General features: G+C 70.0%; 15 protein-coding genes and 1 pseudogene. 8 read left to right on the top strand and 8 right to left on the bottom strand.

Going from position 1 to position 17,936, the window contains the following annotated elements; all coding sequences use genetic code 11:
- Both BM362_RS10075 and BM362_RS10070 read right to left on the bottom strand, forming a co-directional pair.
- The gene (locus BM362_RS10075) at positions 1 to 867 is read right to left on the bottom strand and encodes an alpha/beta fold hydrolase (protein WP_067580568.1); all 867 of its coding nucleotides are present in this window, start codon (positions 865 to 867) and stop codon (positions 1 to 3) included.
- 72 nt (positions 868 to 939) lie between these two features.
- Complete coding sequence (locus tag BM362_RS10070; RefSeq protein ID WP_244287103.1) at positions 940 to 1,206, bottom strand: winged helix-turn-helix transcriptional regulator; 267 nt, start codon at positions 1,204 to 1,206, stop codon at positions 940 to 942.
- Between the two features lie 110 nt (positions 1,207 to 1,316).
- Between BM362_RS10070 and BM362_RS10065 the strand changes: the two are divergent.
- Positions 1,317 to 2,143 (top strand): annotated as a pseudogene (locus BM362_RS10065) (SDR family oxidoreductase).
- 3 nt (positions 2,144 to 2,146) lie between these two features.
- On the opposite strand, the gene BM362_RS10060 reads toward BM362_RS10065, so the two are convergent.
- Positions 2,147 to 2,545, bottom strand: coding sequence for a Fur family transcriptional regulator (locus BM362_RS10060; RefSeq protein ID WP_067580577.1), 399 nt, complete (start codon positions 2,543 to 2,545; stop codon positions 2,147 to 2,149).
- A gap of 117 nt (positions 2,546 to 2,662) precedes the next feature.
- Between BM362_RS10060 and BM362_RS10055 the strand changes: the two genes are divergently transcribed.
- Positions 2,663 to 3,085, top strand: a complete 423-nt coding sequence (locus BM362_RS10055; RefSeq protein ID WP_067580583.1) for a Fur family transcriptional regulator — start codon at positions 2,663 to 2,665, stop codon at positions 3,083 to 3,085.
- A 48-nt stretch (positions 3,086 to 3,133) separates the two neighbouring features.
- Here BM362_RS10055 and BM362_RS10050 read toward each other — a convergent pair whose 3' ends face one another.
- From BM362_RS10050 to BM362_RS10040, 3 genes are all read right to left on the bottom strand, one after another.
- Positions 3,134 to 4,735 carry a DUF885 domain-containing protein gene (locus BM362_RS10050; protein ID WP_067580586.1) on the bottom strand — a complete coding sequence of 534 codons (1,602 nt, stop codon included), beginning with the start codon at positions 4,733 to 4,735 and terminating at the stop codon, positions 3,134 to 3,136.
- Between the two features lie 118 nt (positions 4,736 to 4,853).
- Complete coding sequence (argG, locus tag BM362_RS10045; RefSeq protein ID WP_067580588.1) at positions 4,854 to 6,302, bottom strand: argininosuccinate synthase; 1,449 nt, start codon at positions 6,300 to 6,302, stop codon at positions 4,854 to 4,856.
- Between the two features lie 505 nt (positions 6,303 to 6,807).
- Positions 6,808 to 7,890 carry a glycosyltransferase gene (locus BM362_RS10040; RefSeq protein ID WP_093572920.1) on the bottom strand — a complete coding sequence of 361 codons (1,083 nt, stop codon included), beginning with the start codon at positions 7,888 to 7,890 and terminating at the stop codon, positions 6,808 to 6,810.
- Between the two features lie 104 nt (positions 7,891 to 7,994).
- Here BM362_RS10040 and BM362_RS10035 point away from each other — a divergent pair, with 104 nt between their 5' ends.
- From BM362_RS10035 to BM362_RS10015, 5 genes are all read left to right on the top strand, one after another.
- Positions 7,995 to 8,258, top strand: coding sequence for a hypothetical protein (locus BM362_RS10035; RefSeq protein WP_093572919.1), 264 nt, complete (start codon positions 7,995 to 7,997; stop codon positions 8,256 to 8,258).
- Positions 8,255 to 9,181, top strand: a complete 927-nt coding sequence (locus tag BM362_RS10030; protein ID WP_093572918.1) for an FAD:protein FMN transferase — start codon at positions 8,255 to 8,257, stop codon at positions 9,179 to 9,181. Before BM362_RS10035 ends, BM362_RS10030 begins: the two co-directional genes overlap by 4 nt.
- Entirely contained in the window at positions 9,178 to 9,741 is a 564-nt protein-coding gene (locus BM362_RS10025) for a ferric reductase-like transmembrane domain-containing protein (protein WP_093572917.1), read from the top strand. Before BM362_RS10030 ends, BM362_RS10025 begins: the two co-directional genes overlap by 4 nt.
- Before the next feature lie 66 nt (positions 9,742 to 9,807).
- Positions 9,808 to 10,851, top strand: a complete 1,044-nt coding sequence (locus BM362_RS10020; protein WP_244287102.1) for an NADH-ubiquinone oxidoreductase-F iron-sulfur binding region domain-containing protein — start codon at positions 9,808 to 9,810, stop codon at positions 10,849 to 10,851.
- Positions 10,848 to 11,045, top strand: a complete 198-nt coding sequence (locus BM362_RS10015; protein WP_093572915.1) for a ferredoxin — start codon at positions 10,848 to 10,850, stop codon at positions 11,043 to 11,045. The genes BM362_RS10020 and BM362_RS10015 overlap by 4 nt, the downstream gene beginning before the upstream one ends.
- A 312-nt stretch (positions 11,046 to 11,357) precedes the next feature.
- Here the strand turns inward: BM362_RS10015 and BM362_RS10010 are convergent, their stop codons facing one another.
- The gene (locus tag BM362_RS10010) at positions 11,358 to 14,327 is read right to left on the bottom strand and encodes an AfsR/SARP family transcriptional regulator (RefSeq protein ID WP_093572914.1); all 2,970 of its coding nucleotides are present in this window, start codon (positions 14,325 to 14,327) and stop codon (positions 11,358 to 11,360) included.
- 190 nt (positions 14,328 to 14,517) lie between these two features.
- Here BM362_RS10010 and BM362_RS10005 point away from each other — a divergent pair, with 190 nt between their 5' ends.
- A complete protein-coding gene (locus BM362_RS10005; protein WP_093573396.1) occupies positions 14,518 to 15,732 on the top strand; it encodes a hypothetical protein in 1,215 nt (404 codons plus the stop codon).
- Between the two features lie 221 nt (positions 15,733 to 15,953).
- On the opposite strand, the gene BM362_RS10000 is transcribed toward BM362_RS10005, so the two are convergent.
- The gene (locus tag BM362_RS10000) at positions 15,954 to 17,921 is read right to left on the bottom strand and encodes a tetratricopeptide repeat protein (RefSeq protein WP_093572913.1); all 1,968 of its coding nucleotides are present in this window, start codon (positions 17,919 to 17,921) and stop codon (positions 15,954 to 15,956) included.
- Positions 17,922 to 17,936: the final 15 nt, after the last annotated feature.

Raw genomic sequence — 17,936 nt, 5'->3', positions numbered from 1 at the left:
CTAATCTGCCATGGCGGCGGCGAAGCGCGTGATGTGCCCGGCCAGCGCTTCCGGCTGGTCTTCCGAGACGAAGGTGTAGGAGTCCGGGACCTCGACGAGTTCCGCGTCCGGCAGCACCTCCGCCAAGCGGTGGGCGAGGCTGATCGGGAACAGCTTGTCCTCCGGCGGCCAGACCAGCAGCACCGGCCGCTGGAACTGCCGCAGTTTCTCCGCCGCGGCGAGGGTGTGGTTCGCGTCGACGGTGCGCAGGAACTTGCGCAGATCCCTTCGCAGACCAGGGGATTTCCGCAGCTTGCCCAGGTACTCCTCGGCGACGTCCGGCGGCAGCGGGCGCTTCGTGACCCAGCCGAACAGCAGCGGCAGCCGGTACAGCGCCTTGATCCGCAGCAACTGGCCGAGCACCGCCATCGAACCCGGGACTCGGGCGATCGCCGGCAACACCTGGAAGATCGGCGGGAAGAAGTACTCGAAGCTGTCCGACGGCGTCAGCACGACCCGCCCGACCCGCTCCGGGTACCGCGCGAGCAGCAGTTGCGTGATGGCGCCGCCGGTGTCGTTGGCGACCAGGGTGACGTCTTCCAGGTCCAGCGCGGTGAGGAAGTCCCCCAGGACAGTGGCGAGGCCGGCGGCGCTGAGGTCGGCGTCCGAACGCATCGGGACCGGGTGCGCGCCCAGCGGGAGATCCGGGGCCAGGCAGCGGAATCCGGCGTCCGCGACGGTCGGGACGACCTTGCGCCAGAGCAGGGCGTTGGTGAGTACGCCGTGCACGAAAACGACCGGGCGGCCGTGTCCGCGCTCGAAGTACCGGAGTTCGCCTTGGGGGAGGTTGACGTGCCGGGCAGTGCCCAGTTCCGCGTATGCGCTCATCCTGGCAAAGATACATACATGCAGTCTGTATGTAAATTGCCGCTGCGGTGATGCGCGTGCTGACCAGTGCGGCTACTGGGAGCTCAGCCGCTGGGTGATCCGGCCGAACAGGTCGTCCAGGGGCGCGCCGAGGTCTCGGTCGAACTCGGTCAGGCAGTAGGTGACCTGAGGCGGGGCCGGCTCGACGTGCCGCCAGACGAGGCCGTCCTCGACCAGCGCGCGCAGGGACTGGGCGAGCATCTTCTCGCTGATGCCCCGGATGCTTTCGCGCAGTTCGCAGAACCGGAGTTCCTTGTCCCGCAACGAGATGAGGATCCAGACGCCCCACCGGCTGGTCACGTGGCCGAGCACGGTACGCGCGGGGCAGCCGGTGTGAAACACCGCATAACGCGGCGCGAGACGGCGGGGGTGAACGGCCTAGCGTCGGCCGCCTACGGAGGGAGCTGTTCATGATCGTGGTGACCGGAAACATCGGACGGCCGTTGGTGCGGGTGCTCGCCGACGCGGGCGAGCAGGTGACGGCGGTGTCGCGGCGGGCCGCCGAGGTGCCGGAAGGCGTCCGGCAGGTGGTGGCCGACCTGGCGGATCCGGCCAGTCTCGAACCCGCGCTGACCGGGGCGAAAGCGTTGTTCCTGCTGCTGTCCGGCGATCTGCGCGCGGTCGGCGCGAACCCCGCCGGCCTCATCGCGAAGGCCGCGGACGCCGGGGTCCGCCGGATCGTCCTGCTCTCCACTCTGGGCGTGGCGACCAGGCCGTTCGGCAGGACGCGGATCGCGATGCGCGAGCTGGAGGACGTACTGCGCGAGTCCGGCCTCGACTGGGTCATCTGCGGCCGGGCGGGTTCGACTCCAACGCGCTGTGGTGGGCGGAATCCGTTCGCACGCGGATCGTCGCCGCGCCGTTCGGCGGCACCGGGGTGCCGATCATCGATCCGGCGGACATCGGCGAGGTCGCGGCGGCTTGCCTGCGGGACGACCGGCACGTCGGCGGCGTATACGAGCTGACCGGGCCGGAGGTGATCGCGCCGCGTCAGCAAACGGAGGCGCTGGCCGCCGCACGGGGCAAGCCGGTGCGGTTCCGGGAACTGACCCGCGCCGAAGCCAAGGCGGGCATGATCCAGAGCATGCCGGGCGAACTCGCCGACGACACCTTGGACATCATCGGCTCGCCGACTCCGGCCGAACTGCGCGTCAGCCCGGACGTCGAGCGGATTCTCGGCCGTGCGCCGCGATCGTTCGCCGACTGGGCGGCTCGTGCTATCGCCGCGTTCCGCTGAGGTCTACTCGGCCGAATCGCAGCGCGAGCACAGGCCGGACACCGCTTCCTCGGCGGATTCCGTTGGCAGGCCGGGGATCGCCTCCAGCCGGCCGCATCGGCGGCACAGCAGGTGACGGTGGTCGAAACCGGAAAGCTCGTAGCGTTGCGCGACGCCGACGTGGTCGAAGCGGCGGACGAGACCGGCGGTGACGCCGGTGGTCAGCACGTCGTGGACGCCCCTCGTGGACGCCATCGACAGCCGTTCGCGGACCAGCGGCAGCAGCTCCGCGACGGTGACGTGCGGGTTTTCGGCCAGCACTTCCAGCACGACCTGCCGGGCGGTCGTCACGCGCAGGCCGGCGCGCCGGAGCCGGGTTCCGGCGTCGGCGCTGGGCGGGATGGGTGCGGAGGTCGTGAGCACGCCTCCTTTGTAGTCCTCAAAGTTGATCCAGTCAATTGTAAGAACGGGTCAACTCTGGGACTGTGAGCCACTGCACGCCAGAATTGATTCGGTCAAGTCTGGGGGTACGATCCGGCCATGGACGAGTTCGGGACGCGTCTGCGCGACAAGGGCCTGCGCAACACGCCGCAACGGCGTGCGGTGCTGGCCGCGGTCGCGCGGACCCCGCACGTCACGGCGGCGGAAATCGCGACGGTGCTCGACGCCGACGGGGCCGTCGGCGCGTTGTCCAGGCAAGGCCTTTACAACGTGCTCGACGACCTCGTCGGCGCCCGCCTGCTGCGCCCGCTCGAACCGGCCGGCTCGCCCGCGCGGTTCGAACTCGAAACCCACGACAACCACCACCACCTGGTCTGCCGCGGCTGCGGCCGGATCCAGGACGTGCCGTGCGCGGTCGGTGCGGCACCGTGTCTTGAGCCCGGTCCGGTGCCCGGGTTCCGGGTGGACCAGGCGGAGGTCACGTGGTGGGGGATGTGCGCGGAGTGCGAGGCTGAGGCTTGACGCTGGGGCCTCGTGAGTGGCAATCCCGGTGCTCACCGCGATGAACACTCACGACAGCGCGTCCTGCAGCGCCGCGAGCCCGACCGGGCCGACAGCCAGCGCGTCCTCGTGCCACTGGCGCAACGTGAACCCGGGTTTGGCGGCGGCTTCGGCACGCGCCCGGAGCCACGCGCGTTCGCCGATCTTGTACGAGATCGCCTGGCCCGGCCAGCCGAGGTAGCGCACGATTTCGGCGTGTACCCGGTGTTCGGCGGCCAATCCGCGCTCGTGCAGGAACCGGCACGCGGTGTCGAAGTCCCAGCGGGAACCGTCCGGCAGCGGCAGGTCGAGGTGCGAGCCGAGGTCGATCACGACGCGCGCGGCCCGCAGCGCCGAACCGGCGAGCATGCCGAGTCGCGTGCCGCGTTCGGAGAACCAGCCCAGTTCGTCGGCGAGGCGTTCGGCATACAGCGCCCAGCCTTCCGCGTGGCCGCTCACTGAATGGACGCGTGCGTAGCGGCTCACCGAGTCGCCGGCCAGGCCCGCGACGCCGATCTGCAGATGGTGTCCGGGAACGCCTTCGTGGAACACCGTCGTCAGCTCGGACCAGGTCGCGAAGCGCTCCCGTCCGCCCAGCGGCCACCACGTGCGGCCGGGGCGGGTGCCGTCTTCGGCGGGTCCGGTGTAGTACGGCGAACCCGACGCGGAGCCGTACGCGAGTACGACGTCCAAGGCGCGCAACGGTTCCGGGATGTCGAAGTGCTCGCTCGCCGCTTCCAGTGCACGGTCATGCGCCGCGCGCAGCCAGTCCAAATAGGACTCTTCGCCGTTCACCGCGCATTCTTTGTCCAGCAGCGCAAGGACTTCCGCCACGCTCGCGCCGGGCCGGATTTTCGCGACCTCGGCGGCGATTTCCGTTTCGATGCGCTGAAGTTCCGCCCAGCCCCATTCGTAAGCCTCGGCGAGATCGAGGTCCGCGCCGAGGGAAAGCCGGGCCGCGACGGCGTAGCGTTCCGCGCCGACGCCGTCGGTTTCGGTGGCGTGCGGGGCGTAATCCTCGCGCAGGAACCGGGCGAGCGCCGCGTAGCCGCGATGGGCGGCGTCGGCCCCGGCGCGCAGTTCGCCGGCCCGCGGTCCGTCGCCGTACTCCTCGACGAGGGCATTGTGGACACCGGCGTAGCGTTCGGCCTGAGCCGCCGTCTCCAGCGCCTGCCGCCGGGCCGCGCGCAGACCGCGGTCGAGACCGGCCTGCAGCGTCTTCTGCCAGCCGGCGAGCATCGTTTCGACGCCGGTCATCCGGACCGCGAGGACGTGCCAGTCGTCCGCGTCGCGGCGCGGCAGCAGCCGGACCGAATCGGCGATCGAACTCAGCGTGCCGAAATGTGCCTGGACCTGGCGGAACGGCTCGTCCAGCTCGTGCCAGGCCAGCTGAGCTTCGAGACTGTCCCGCAGATTCGCGGCCGCGATCCGGTCCGTGCGGGACTCGGGGGACAGCCCCGCGAGAGCGGCGAGCGTGCGGCGGGCCAGCTCGGCGCGGGCCGCGAAACCGTCCGGGGTGAGGTCGGTGAGCGCGGTCGCGTCGGTGGTTACGCCGTCCAGGGTCGCGGCGATCGGGTCGAGCGCTGCCTCAGCCGTGACGTGGTCGGCGGACAGCTGAAAAATCGGGGTCACGCAGCCACGTTATCCGGGAGCCGCCACCCGGGCATAGAGACGTTAGCGGGGTGCGGACGCTGGTATAAGAGAATGCCCGCGCCGGTGATCCGGCGCGGGCATCCGCGGGAGAAAAGCCTCAGTCCGTGCCGGATTCCATCGCGGCGCGGTCGAGCAGCTCGACATCGTCGGCCCGGCCGCGGGACGCGATCGCCTCGGCCCCGCCCTCGGGCATCGCGCCGATCAGGCCGGTCGCGGCCGCCTGCGCGGCGCCGATCAGCTTCGGGTGCGAGTTGCCGCCGACCATGCCCAGGCTCGCGTACTGCTCAAGCTTGGCGCGGGAGTCGGCGATGTCGAGGTTCCGCATGGTCAGCTGGCCGATCCGGTCGACCGGGCCGAACGCGGAGTCCTCGGTGCGCTCCATCGACAGCTTGTCCGGGTGGTAGCTGAACGCGGGACCGGACGTGTCGAGGAGCGAGTAGTCCTCGCCGCGCCGCAGCCGCAGCGTGACCTCGCCGGTGATCGCGGTGCCTACCCAGCGCTGCAGCGATTCGCGCAGCATCATCGCCTGCGGATCCAGCCAGCGGCCCTCGTACATCAGCCTGCCGAGCCTGCGGCCTTCGTTGTGGTAGCTGGCGATGGTGTCCTCGTTGTGCACCGCGTTGACCAGCCGCTCGTACGCGGCGTGCAGCAGCGCCATGCCCGGGGCCTCGTAGATGCCGCGGCTCTTGGCCTCGATGATCCGGTTCTCGATCTGGTCGGACATGCCGAGGCCGTGCCGCCCGCCGATCGCGTTGGCCTCCAGCACCAGCTCGACCGAGGTGCCGAACTGCTTGCCGTTGATGCTCACCGGACGGCCCTGTTCGAAGCCGATCGTGACGTCCTCGGCCGCGATCTCGACTTCCGGGTCCCAGAACCGCACGCCCATGATCGGCTCGACGATCTCGATGCCGGTGTCGAGGTGCTCCAGCGATTTCGCCTCGTGCGTGGCGCCCCAGATGTTGGCGTCGGTGGAGTAGGCCTTCTCGGTGCTGTCGCGGTAGGGCAGGTCGTGCGCCTGCAGCCACTCCGACATCTCCTTGCGGCCGCCGAGCTCGCCGACGAACGCGGCGTCGAGCCACGGCTTGTAGATCCGCAGGCCCGGGTTGGCCAGCAGGCCGTAGCGGTAGAACCGCTCGATGTCGTTGCCCTTGTAGGTGGAGCCGTCGCCCCAGATCTGGACGTTGTCCTCCAGCATCGCGCGCACCAGCAGGGTGCCGGTGACCGCGCGGCCGAGCGGGGTGGTGTTGAAGTAGGCCCGGCCGCCGGTGCGGATGTGGAAGGCGCCGCAGGTCAGCGCGGCGAGGCCCTCTTCGACGAGGGCTTCCTTGCAGTCGACCAGCCGCGCGAGCTCCGCCCCGTAGGCGTGCGCACGGCCGGGGACGGACGCGATGTCGGGTTCGTCGTACTGGCCGATGTCGGCGGTGTAGGTGCACGGAACCGCACCCTTGTCGCGCATCCACGCCACCGCCACGGACGTGTCGAGGCCGCCGGAGAACGCGATGCCGACCCGCTCGCCGACGGGAAGGGAAGTGAGCACCTTGGACATAGGAATGATTATGCACGACCGTGTATGAACGTGCATCACTGGGTGGTGTGAACTCGCTCTCCCGGTCAGTGCGTGCGAGTCCCGGGGCGGCCTTTCACCGCTCTTGCGGCCGAGCCGCCACCAAGCGGCGGCATGCCAGGTGCTGAGGGAACTCGCCGCCGGGCCGCAGGGTTCTTCGCTTGACCTCGGCATCGAGCGGAGCGATGGCTCGGCGCAGTTCCGCGGCGAGGGGGCTTCCAGTTCGTCGCGGGCTTCGACCGGATCCGCAGCACCGGCAGCCGGGCCACGGAACGTACAGCCAGCGGCCGGGCTGACGCGGGAAACGCCGATACCGGTCGAGTGCCGGGGAAACGCATCCGGCCCACAGATCGCGGGTCTCGGGCCGGTCGGCGCGTACCGCGCCGGGCTTCCTGCGAGGCATTGCCCCTTCGGGTCGACGTCATATCGAGCGGATGCCACATCCGCTGATGAACGGCGTCGTCCCGCTCGGTCACCAGCCAGGTGCTCAGTAAGTCCGGCCTTTCCAGCCAGTCCGGCGCCGGGCGGAGTCGATCGTCATCAGGGTGTAGAGCGCCGCGGTGAACGGCAGCAGCAGGCCCGCGACCAGGGGCTGCCGGTAGTACCGGGCGACCGGGACGAACGTCGCCGCCATCAGCAGCCAGGCGAGGGCGGCCTGCCACGAGCCGGTCAGGGCGAGCACCGGCGGGGCGAGGAAAACGGCGATCATGCCGACGACCGTCCCGGCCAGCAGCAGCGGCGAATGCCGGAGCTGGGTGTAGGCGCTGCGGGCCACCATCCGCCACAGGTCCGCGAGCCGCGGATACGGCCGGACACTCCAGGCCTTCGACGCGTAACCCAGCCAGATCCGCCCGCCCGCGGACGCGACCGCGCGGGCGAGTGCGACGTCGTCGATGACCGCACCGCGGATCGCGGCGATTCCCCCGGCGCGTTCGAGCGCCGAGCGGCGGACGAGGACGCAACCGCCGGCCGCGGCGGCGGTGCGCCAGCGCGCGGAGTTCACGCGGCGGAACGGGTAGAGCATCGCGAAGAAGTAGACGAAAGCGGGCACGAGCAGCCGCTCCCAGAACGTCTCGGTGCGCAGAACGGCCATTTGCGACACCAGATCCCGGCCGCTGGTCGCGACGAGGGCTTCCAGCGAATCGGGGGCGTGCGCGATGTCAGCGTCGGTCAGGAGGAGGAAGTCGACGTCCCCCGCTTCGCGGACGCCGTGTGCGACGGCCCAGAGTTTCCCGGTCCAGCCCGCTGGCGGTTCGCCGGGGCTGGCGACGGTGAGCGGGAGTCCATGGGGGACAGTCAGCGAGCGGGCGACTTCCGCGGTGCCGTCGCTGCTGCCGTCGTCTGCGAGGATGACTCGCGCATCGCCGGGATAGCTCTGGCGGAGCAGTGTGGGCAGGGTTTCCGGCAGCAGTTCGGCTTCGTCGCGGGCTGGTACCACGACGGCGACGGACGGCCAGCGCTCTGGCCGGACCAGCTCGGGCAGCCGCTGGTCGGTGCGCCAGAACCAGCTGTGGCACGACGCGAGCCCGGTCCACACCGCCAGCGTCGCCCACGCGAGGACCGTGCTCATGCGCGGAGTGTAGTCACTGGAAGCAAACTGACAGGTCGTTCCCAGCGGACTCATAGATTCGCGGCTGAGACTGGGTGTTCCCACCACCGGAGAGGACGCCCGGCATGGACCCGGACATCAGGAGAAGGCAAGAGGAACGGGCACGCGTCCGGCACCGGACCGCGGTCGTCACGGCGGTCGCCGCAGTGCTCGGAGTCGCGGCGGCAGGCGGCATCGGATACGGGCTGACGGCGGCCGCTTCGCCGTCCACCAGCGGGACTGGCTCGGCTACCGGATCCAGCACCTCGGGACAGGACCAGTTGCAGGCGCCCGCGCAGGATCCCGGATCCGGCTCCGGCCACGCACACACCGGATCGGGCGCGTCGTGACCGGACCGTATTCGGCGGCGTTTCCCGCGCTCGGCACGACCGCACGGGTGCTCGTCACCGAGGAGGCCGCGCTCGGCCCGGCGGCCGCGCTGCTGCGGACGCGGCTCGCCGAACTCGATCGGGCAAGCAGTCGTTTCCGGACGGATTCGGAAATTTCGGCCCTCCATCGCGCCGCGGGCCGGGCGGTGGAGGTGAGCCCGCTGCTGGCCGACGCGCTGTCGGCTGCGTTGCGGGCCTCGTGGCTGAGCGGCGGTTTGGTCGATCCGACAGTCGGCGGTTCGATGGCAGCACTCGGTTACGACCGGGATTTCGCCGAGATCACCGACGGCCCCGCTGCGGCGCCGGTCCCCGCGCCGGGTTCGCATTGGGTGTTGTTCGAACCGGCTCGCCGGATTGTCGTGCTGCCGCGCGGTGTGACGCTGGACCTGGGCGCGACCGCGAAAGCGTTTGCCGCGGACCGGACTGCCGCCGAAATCGCCCACCGCGCCGGCTGCGGCGTGCTGGTGAACCTCGGTGGCGACCTGGCTGTGGCTGGCCCCGCTCCGGAAGGCGGCTGGCGGATAGCGATCGGCGACGACCACGCTGACGCGGTCGCCCGTCCGGACACGACGGTCACGCTCACCAGCGGCGGCCTGGCGACCTCCGGCGTCGCCCGGCGAACCTGGCGGCGCGGCGGTCGCGTGGTGCACCACATCGTCGACCCGCGCACGGGCGAATCGGCGGATCCGTGCTGGCGGACAGTATCGGTAGCAGCCGAGTCCTGTGTGGACGCCAACACCGCGAGCACGGCGTCGGTGGTGCTGGGTGTTGCCGCGTTGGACTGGCTGAGGTCGCGGGGATTGCCCGCGCGACTGGTGAGTTCGCGCGGCGCCGTCCGGACTACCGCCGGTTGGCCGGGGGACAGTCGGGAGCGTGCGTCGTGAGTTCCGCGCTCTGGTACTTCAGCCGTGCCACCGGAATCGTCTCGCTGGTGTTCTCGACGGCTGTGGTGGTGCTCGGTTTCCTCAACTCCGGCCGGTTCGCGACCCGGCGCTGGCCCCGGTTCGCCCTCGCGGACCTGCACCGGAACCTCGCCTTGGCCACCCTCGTCTTTCTGGGCGCCCACATCGTCTTCGCGGTCGTCGACGGCTATGTGGACCTCAGCTGGCTCTCTGTCGTCGTTCCGTTCGTCTCGGGCTACGAACCGTTCTGGATCGGCATCGGTGCGGTAGCCGTGGATCTGCTGCTCGCCATTGTCGTGACAAGTCTGCTCCGAACCCGCATCCCGCCGCGGTTGTGGCGCGCCGTGCACTGGCTCGCCTACCTGTGCTGGCCGGTCGCGCTCGCGCACAGCGTCGGCCTGGTCGCTTCCGACAGCGCCCGCCCGCTGCTCATCGCGCTCGACATCGTTTGCCTGCTCGCCGTCGTGGCTGCCGCGAGCGTGCGGTTCGGCAGTACTAGCCCCGACACCGAGGCCCGCCGCCTCTCTCCCCTTCAGAGGTGACTCGTGCTTCCGCTGCACCGTAACGATCTTGCCGGCCACCTGTCCGTCCATGGTGGACTCCCTGCTTTGGACCGCGGCTCCTTGATCCACGCGATCGACGCCGCCGGTATCCGCGGCCGAGGCGGTGCCGGGTTTCCCGCTGCGGCGAAACTGCGCTCTGTCGCGCCGGGACGGTCCATTGTGGTCGCCAACGGTTGCGAGAGCGATCCCTTCAGCAGCAAAGATCGCGCCCTCTTGGAGCTCGCACCGCACCTGGTGCTGGACGGTATCCAGGTCGCCGCTCGCGCCGTCGGCGCTACCGAGGCTTATCTCTGCCTGCACGAGGGAAACCGAAGCGCAATGGCCGCTTTAACCGAACGTCGTGACGCAGTGCCGGTGAAGCTCGTCGCAGTCCCGCCCCGATACGTCGCCAGCGAAGAAACCGCGCTGGTGCATTTCCTGGCCACCGGCGACGCCCGCCCGACCGGCAAGTTCCCCCGCCCAGCCGAACGCGGCCTGCGTGGACGCCCGACGCTGGTCCAGAATGTCGAAACCTTGGCCCGCTTCGCGATCGTCGCCCGAACCGGGGCGGACCGCTCTGTCCACACTGACCTGGTCACCGTCACCGGAGCCGTCGCCCGCCCCGGTGTGCTGGAAGTCCCGGCCGGCACCCCGGTTTCCGCGATCCTCGCCCGAGCCGGCGGATCCGTTGCCGCACAGGCAGTCCTGATCGGCGGCTACGGCGGCACGTGGATGCCTCGTGCCTTGGCCGACCCGTTGCCCCTCGGCCGTGAACCGGGCTTGTCCTCGCTCCACCTGCTCCCGGAACCGAACTGCGGCCTCGAGCTGACTCGGAATATTCTCTTTACCCTGGCGGGGGAATCGGCCCGCCAATGCGGACCGTGCATGTTCGGGCTTCCCGCCCTCGCCGCGGACTTCGCCGATCTGCTGTCCGGCCGGGACGCAACCGGCCGGCTGGCCCGCCGCCTCCCGCTCCTCGGCGGGCGGGGCGCGTGCGCCCACCCGGACGGAGCCGTCCGCCTGGCCGCGAGCGCATTGCGAGTCTTCGCCGCCGACGTCCGTGCGCACCTCACTGTCGGCTCGTGCCGGAGCACGGCGGGTGCGGCATGAACCGCGTGACGGTCGACCCGATCGCCTGCCGTGCCCACGGCTTGTGCGCGGACGTCCTGCCGGAACTGATCACTGTGGACGAATGGGGCTACCCGGTGGTACCCGGGGAAGCGGTGCCCGAATCGCTGCTGGCCGAGGCTCGGCGGGCGGCTGCGGCTTGCCCGACGCTGGCGTTGCGGCTGCGGAAAACGTAGTTTTGGCAGCGCCAGCGCCGGATTCAGTGGCGAATTAGCAACGCCACCATGCCGAAAGCGCTCCTGCGGCAATGGCGAACCACGGGGCATAGTCGGCGAATGATGCGACTGCAAAAGACAAGTCGAGCTCCTCGTGAATGTGCTAGTGATACATGCTGCGTAACATGTATGACGCAGCAACCGAGCTGTCTGGGGTTCCGGTGCTAGCCCCCGAAGAGGTTTACTCTGTGTGGCTGTCTGCCGGGTGAGACAGTCTCGGCAGGGGCATCTTGTCGTAAGGACGGGTGACCTGGCTAGGCACCCCCTGGTGTGTCACCCGTTCGAGATCGCAGACCGTCGCGGCGCAGGCATGGCGACAGTGCGTTCTCCGTCTCTGGCCTGCGGAATCGCCTGGGGATTCCGGGCCGCCGCCAGTCGTTCTTCGACGCGGTCGGCCTTGGCGTCCTTGCCGCGACCCCGGTAAAAGGCTGCGGCGCGCCGCCACGCGTCGACAGCGTCTTCGTGATTCCCGCGTGCGTAAAGAATTTCGGCGAATGCTTCCAGCGCTCGGGCCTGACCGGTCGCGTTGTGGGCGCGTTCGGCCAGTTCGACCGCTTCCTGTGACAGCCGCAGTGCGGCACGGTCGTCCCGTTCGGCCGCGGCGAGCCGGGCCTCCACGGTGCGCAGCCGCATCGTGGCGGTGAGATCGCCGGCGATCTGGGCTTGCGCCAGGCGGCAATGCCGGTGGGCGACCGCGAATTGTTCCTCTCGGAGATGGAGTTCCGCGAGCGTCGTGTAGGTCGTGGCCTGGCCGGCGGTGTCGCCGGTGAGTGCGCGCAGGTGGAGCGCGCGGTGGTAGTGCGGCAGCGCCTTTTCGTACTGGTCGAGTTCGGCGAGGGTCTCGCCGAGGTACTGCTCTGCCTTTCCCTCGCGGACCAGGTCGCGGTTGCGCTGCGCGTGCGTGACGCAGCGGCGGAAGAGAGCGATCGCTTCGGCCGGGCATCCGGTGTGCCGGTATAACTGAGCGAAGTTGATGTTGATTGTCAACACCCCGATGGGCGATCCGTCGGCCGTGGCGAGTTCCCGGGCCCGGGTCAGCGCTTGCTCGGCCGTTGTGTGGTTGCTGAGCGTGAGATTGAGTTCGCCGAGATCGTTCAGGGTCGACGCTTCCGCGTGCGGATCCTGGTTCGCCCGCGCGGCCCGCGCCGCGATCGCGAATCCAGTGCTCATTTCGTCGTAAAAACCATATTTGTCAAGGGTATCGGCAATGAGGTGGGGGAGCATGCACGCTATTTCGAAATGACGATGCGTCAGTGCCAGCGCGGTGAGTGCGATGATATTCGTGCGCTCGCGCAAAAACCATCGCGTCGCGGCGTCCGGCGTCTTGAACCCTGTTGGGCGGATGCCAGGTTCCGGATCAGGCTGCGGCGGGCGGTCGCGGTGCGGGTGCGCCATCCGGTGCGCGTGGTACGCGGTGCTGCAGTAATGCGACAGCAGGCGCCGTAATGGCCCCGAGTCGTGGTCTTGATCGCTCAGCGTCTGGGCGTACCGATGGAAAATGGAGACAATGCGGTAGCGGTCCGTGTCGCCGGGCTGGTCGATCAAGTGCAACGCGACCAGGGTTTCCAACGCCCGCCGGGTTTCCGCGGCGGGACGTCCGGCCGCGGACAGCAGGGTGTCTACGTGGATTTCCGCGCCGGGATGGCGGCCGAAGAGCCGGAAGACGGCTTGGCTCGGCGGTTCGAGCGTGCGATACGACGAGGAAAACGCCGTGCGCAGGCTTTGGTCGTCGCCGTCGTCGCCGATGCTCAGCAGCATTTCCGGATCCCGCAACTGGTCGAGCATGGTGTTGAGGCTGAGTCCCGGCCGGCGCGCGGCGCTCTCGGCGACCAGGGTGAGCGCGAGCGGCAGGCCGTCGCAGAGGTGCGCGATCCGGCGGGCCGCGTCGGGTTCCTGTTCTCCGCGGCCGCGCAAGCGCCGGACGAACAGCTCCAGCGAGTCGTGGTCGTCGAGGCGGTCGAGGCTGAGTTCGGCGAGTTCGTGCCTTCGGACCAGCGCGCTGAGGCGGCGGCGCGAGGTGACGATCACCGCGCATTCGGACAGCACGTTCAACAACTGGTCGACGTGTTCGGAGTTCTCCGCGTCGTCCAGGATCACGAGCACGGCGCGGTCGGTCAGCTGCTGGCGCAGGACCGCGGCACGGGCCGTCGCGTCCACCACGTGGTCGACTGGGTAGCTGAGTTCCTGCAGCAGCCGGTCGACGATGTCGGGCGGTTCGAGGCGCGGTGCCGGACCGAAACCGTGCAGGTCGAGGTAGATCGTTCCGCCCGGGAACCAGTCCGCGGCCCGGTGCGCCCAGTGGACCGCGAGGCTCGTCTTCCCGATTCCGGGCGGGCCGCTGAGCACGACGGCGGGCGAACGGGTCGACGAGCCGGGCCGGAGCCACTGGTCCAGCGTGTCGAGTGCGCGGGTGCGGCTGATGAACCCGCGGAGATCGCGGGGAAGCGGATGGGACGGCGGCGCGGCTCGGCGCACCGGGGCGGCGGGCGGATTTTCGTGGCGGGCCCGGAGGTCGTCGTGGAAGGCGCGCAGCACGGCCGCGGCAGTGTCGTCCGCGACGTCGCGGAATCGCCGGTGCGCGTCGAGGTAGTGGGCCTGTGCCTGCTCGGACTGCCCGAGCGCGTAGTAGATCTGGAGCTGGAGCTTGACGAAAGCCAGGCGGCTGGCGTGCTCGGGGGCCAGCTCCTGCATCCATCCCGCGGCCTCGTCGGGACGGCCGAGCGCCAGCAATTGGCTCGCCAGGAATTCTCGCGCGGGAAGCAACATGGACTTTCTTCGGTCCTCGCGCCAATTTTCCGCGCGTTCGGTGCGGAGCTCCGGCAGTGGTTCATCGCGCCACCAGGAAAGCGCGGAAGCGGCGGATTCATACGCCGCTTCATGGTCGCCGGAACTCGCCGCGGCGTGTGCTTTCCGCATTGTTTTCCGAAAGGCCGCGACATCCACGAGGCTCTCGTCGAGGTCGACCAGGTAGCCGTCGCCGGACCGGGCGACCGCGGCGGGCACGTCCGCTTCGCGGAGGGCGGGGCGCAGCCGGTGTACCGCCTTGTACAGGGCTTCTTGCGGGTTTCCCGGCAGGTCGTCGTCCCAGAGCCAGGAGATGAGAGTGTCCTGGGAAAAGCGCTGTCCCGGCCGGGTGAGCAGGATTCCGAGAATATTCCGGGTTTGCCGCTGGCCCCACTGCTCATTCATCTTCCCGTGCATCCGCATCGCAGTGTGCCCGAGAATTCCGTAGGCGAAGTCCATTCGACGCCCCTCCCTCGTCGATTGCCCAGTTTCGCATTGATCCGGCGGATCGGCGACCGGTTCGGGATAACGATCATCTGGGGAATTGTCTTGTCCGGTTTCGGTCCGCTTTGTGTCCAGCGGCGGGAAGTCCCCGGTCAGGACCGCACCGCAGCCTCGGTTCGTCGGTTTCCGGACGGAGGGGATGAAGATGGCGCACGACGTGTGGGTACGCGGTCCGATCGGTCTCGACGCCGCGTCGCGGGTGACGCGGCCTGGCTGCCGGACCGTGCTGGCGGTCGTTCCGACCGTGACAGCGGGGACGCGGCTGGTCGAGCTGATCTCGCTGCTCGAACGGGACCTGCGGGTGCAGGTGATGTTCACCGTGCCGCACAGCACCGACCGGTGGGCCGGGGTCGAGGATTACGTGCGGGCGCAGCACGGGCTCCTGCTGCCCTGGGAGCAGGCGGTGGCGCATCGGTTCGACCTGGTTCTGGCGGCCAGCCACCGGAACCTCGACCAGGTGCGCGGACCGCTGATGCTGATCGGGCACGGGGTCGGGCAGGTCCCCGGGCGGCGGTTCAGCCGGAAGGCGGGCGGTGCGAGGATCGAAACGACCGAGTTGGACCGGGAGTTGCTCACGTTTCGCGGGCGAGTGCTTCCGGCGGTGCTGGGCCTCGGTACCGAAGCGGAGGTGGAAGTACTGCGCGAGCGCTGTCCGGAGGCGGTGCCCGCGGCCGTCGTGGCCGGGGACATCTGCCTTGACGGGATGCGGGCGGCGAGCGGGCAGCGGGAGCGGTACCGGCGGGCGCTGGGCGTTGACTCCCGGCGGCTGGTGGTGCTGAGTTCGACCTGGTTCACTGACTCGGCGTTCGGCCGCGTCCCGAAGATGTACGAAGCGATCGCCGATGCGCTGCCGGACGACCGTTACGCGGTGGCGGCGGTGTTGCATCCGAACGTCTGGGCGGTGCACGGGCGGCGTCAGGTCGCGGCCTGGCTCGCCGGGTGCCGGGGGCTGCGGGTGATCCCGCCCGAGCAAGGATGGCAGGCGACCATGATTGCGGCTGACTGGGTGATCGGCGACCACGGCTCGACCACGGGCTACGCGGCGGCCATCGGGAAGCCGGTGACGCTCGCGTCGCTGCCGGACGGGCGGCCGCAGGCTGGGAGCGTCGCGGACGTCGTGCGGGCGTACGCGAAACCGCTGGATCCGGACGCGCCGCTCGAATCCCAGGAAGAAGCCGCGATCGCCGCGGCTCCGAGGCTCGCCGCGGAGGTGCTGCCGGTCGCGAGCACGCGGCTCGACTGTTCGGCGGGGATCTTGCGGTCGGCGATGTATCAGTTGCTGGAGTTGTCCGAACCGGCCGCTCCGGCGTATCCGCCGTTGCCCGCGATGCCCCGGCCGCTGCCCGGGTGGGACGCGTGACCACCGGGGTCGCGCGCGTGCCGATCGTGCTGCCGGGGCGGCGCGCGCTGCCGGTGCTGGTCGCCGATGTCGATCGCGCCGGGCCGCGGTGCTCGGCCGGGGCAGACGTCGTGGTCCAGCGCAGTGCCCGGGCCGCGACCAGAGGCGAGGCTGACGCGCTGCGGGCGGAGTGGCCGGGAGCGATCGCCGCGGCGGTGTGCTGGCCGGGCGGGGCGGTGTGGTCAGTGCGGCGGCTCGCCGGAATCCCCGCTGAGGCGGCGGACCTCGTCGAGATGGCGCTGGGCGCTTGTCTCGTCGCCGTGGGCGCGTTCGAGGTTGGCGAGCGCGGTGAGGACCTCGGCCTGGAAATGCGGTGACCGGAGGGGCTTGACGCCTTCGAGTGCCTGGAGGAGTTCGGTGCGCGCCCGGCGGTAGTCGCCCCGCCGGGCGTGGATCGCGGCGAGCGGGATGACCGCACGCGCGTGCTGGATGACGTCGCCTTCTTCGTCCAGGATGGCGGTGGCCTCGGCCAGTTCGCGCAGTGCTTCGTCGTCGCGCCCCAGCGTGATCAGGACTTCGCCGCGCCGATAGCGGGCCTGGCCGACGCCGCGGGGGAGGCCGGCCTCGGCGTGTTTTCGGGCGCTGCGCTCGTACAGCTCAAGCGCGGTTTCCCAGTCTTGCCGTCTTCGCGCGTTCCTGGCGAGCCGGGCCAGCGCGGAGGCCTGGGTCGGGCCGTGCTGCTCCCGTTCGCCGATTTCGAGAGTCACGGCATTGTGCGCGGCGGCTTCGTCGTAACGGCCGAGCTGGTCGCAGGCAAAACCGGCCTGACTGTGCATCCGGGCTTCCACTAGCGGCTGGTGACACCTCCGGGCCGCCTCGATCCCCGCCGTGCACAGTTCGAGGAACTGTTCGTAATCCCGGTGGTGCAGGAAAAATCCCCAAGACGCTTCGGCAAGTTGCCACAGTTCCTCGTCCCAGCCGTGCGCCGAGGCGGCTTTCGCGACGGCGTTGATGACCGGCCGGTCCCGGCGCCACCAGGTCACCGCTTGGTCGCGGTCGGCGAAAGATCTCGTCGCGGCAACGGTTTCGGCCGCGAAGGCCGGGCGGAACGGGTGGATGAGCGCGTTCGCGGTGACGGTGTGGTCGCGGTACCAGCGGATGTATCGGTGAACGAGATAGTGCCGGTCGGCCTCGGCGTCCTGGCGTTCCGCGCGCACGCGGGCGTCGTGGCGGACGACGTCGTGCTGTGCCACGGTTTCGTCCTCCAATTCGTGGAGGAGGTTGGCTTCGATCAGTTCGTCGACGGCGTCGTCCAGGTGGGCGGGTGAACTTTGCAGCGTGTCGGCGAGCGCGTCGACGGCGTGATGCGGGCCGGGCAGGATGCCGCAGGTTCGGTAGAGCCGGGCCGCCGAGTCGTCGAGTGCGGCATAGGAAGCGTCGAAAACCGTCGCTAGAGCGGGGAAATCTCCGACTGGGCGGACGCGTCCGCGGCGGGCTTCCCGATGGGGCTTGCGTCTTGGCCGGGTGCGCAGCCTGGCTCCGGTGATGGCCAGCGCCAATGGGAGACCGGCGCAGGCGGTCAGCAGATCTTCCGTATCGGCCTGGCTGATCTGCCGTTGCCCGGCGCGGGCGAGCACCTCGCGGGCCGGCTGGTCCGGAAGCGGGCTCAGCGGAAGGATTTCCGCGCCGTCCAGTGCGAGACTGGTCAGCTGCGACCGGCTGGTGACGAGCACGAACGCCTGCGCGCTGGAGGGCAGCACAGCCCGGGCGTCGGCGCTGTGCATGACGTCGTCGAGCAGCACGGCGAACCGGCGATCCGCGGTCACTGCCCGGAATTCGGCGGCCCGCTGGGCGAGCGAGGCCGGGATGTCGTCGGCGGGGATGCCCAGTGCGGCAAGGAAACCGTGTAGTACGCTGCTCGCGGATTCCGCGGTTTCGGTGCCCTCGGGGGAAAACCTCGCGCAGAGGATGCCGCCGGGGAACTGGGCGCGGTGAGTGTGCAGCCAGTGCAGGGCGAGCGCCGTTTTGCCGATCCCGCCGACTCCGGTGAGCACGACGACGGACGGGGCGGGAGCGGCGCGGAGCCGGATGTCGTCCAGCCGCCCCAGTTCCGCGGAGCGGCCGAGCAGCACGGCCGGGGCGGGCGGGAGCTGGACCGGCGCCCGCACTGGTCTGTCGGACGTGACTGCCCCTGGCCGCGCTTCAGTCATCCCACACCCCCGATT

Source organism: Amycolatopsis rubida (assembly GCF_900115345.1).
Classification (GTDB): Bacteria; Actinomycetota; Actinomycetes; order Mycobacteriales; family Pseudonocardiaceae; genus Amycolatopsis; species Amycolatopsis rubida.
The sequence above is the reverse complement of the archived record's forward strand: the minus strand, read 5'-3'. Positions and strand labels throughout refer to the sequence as shown.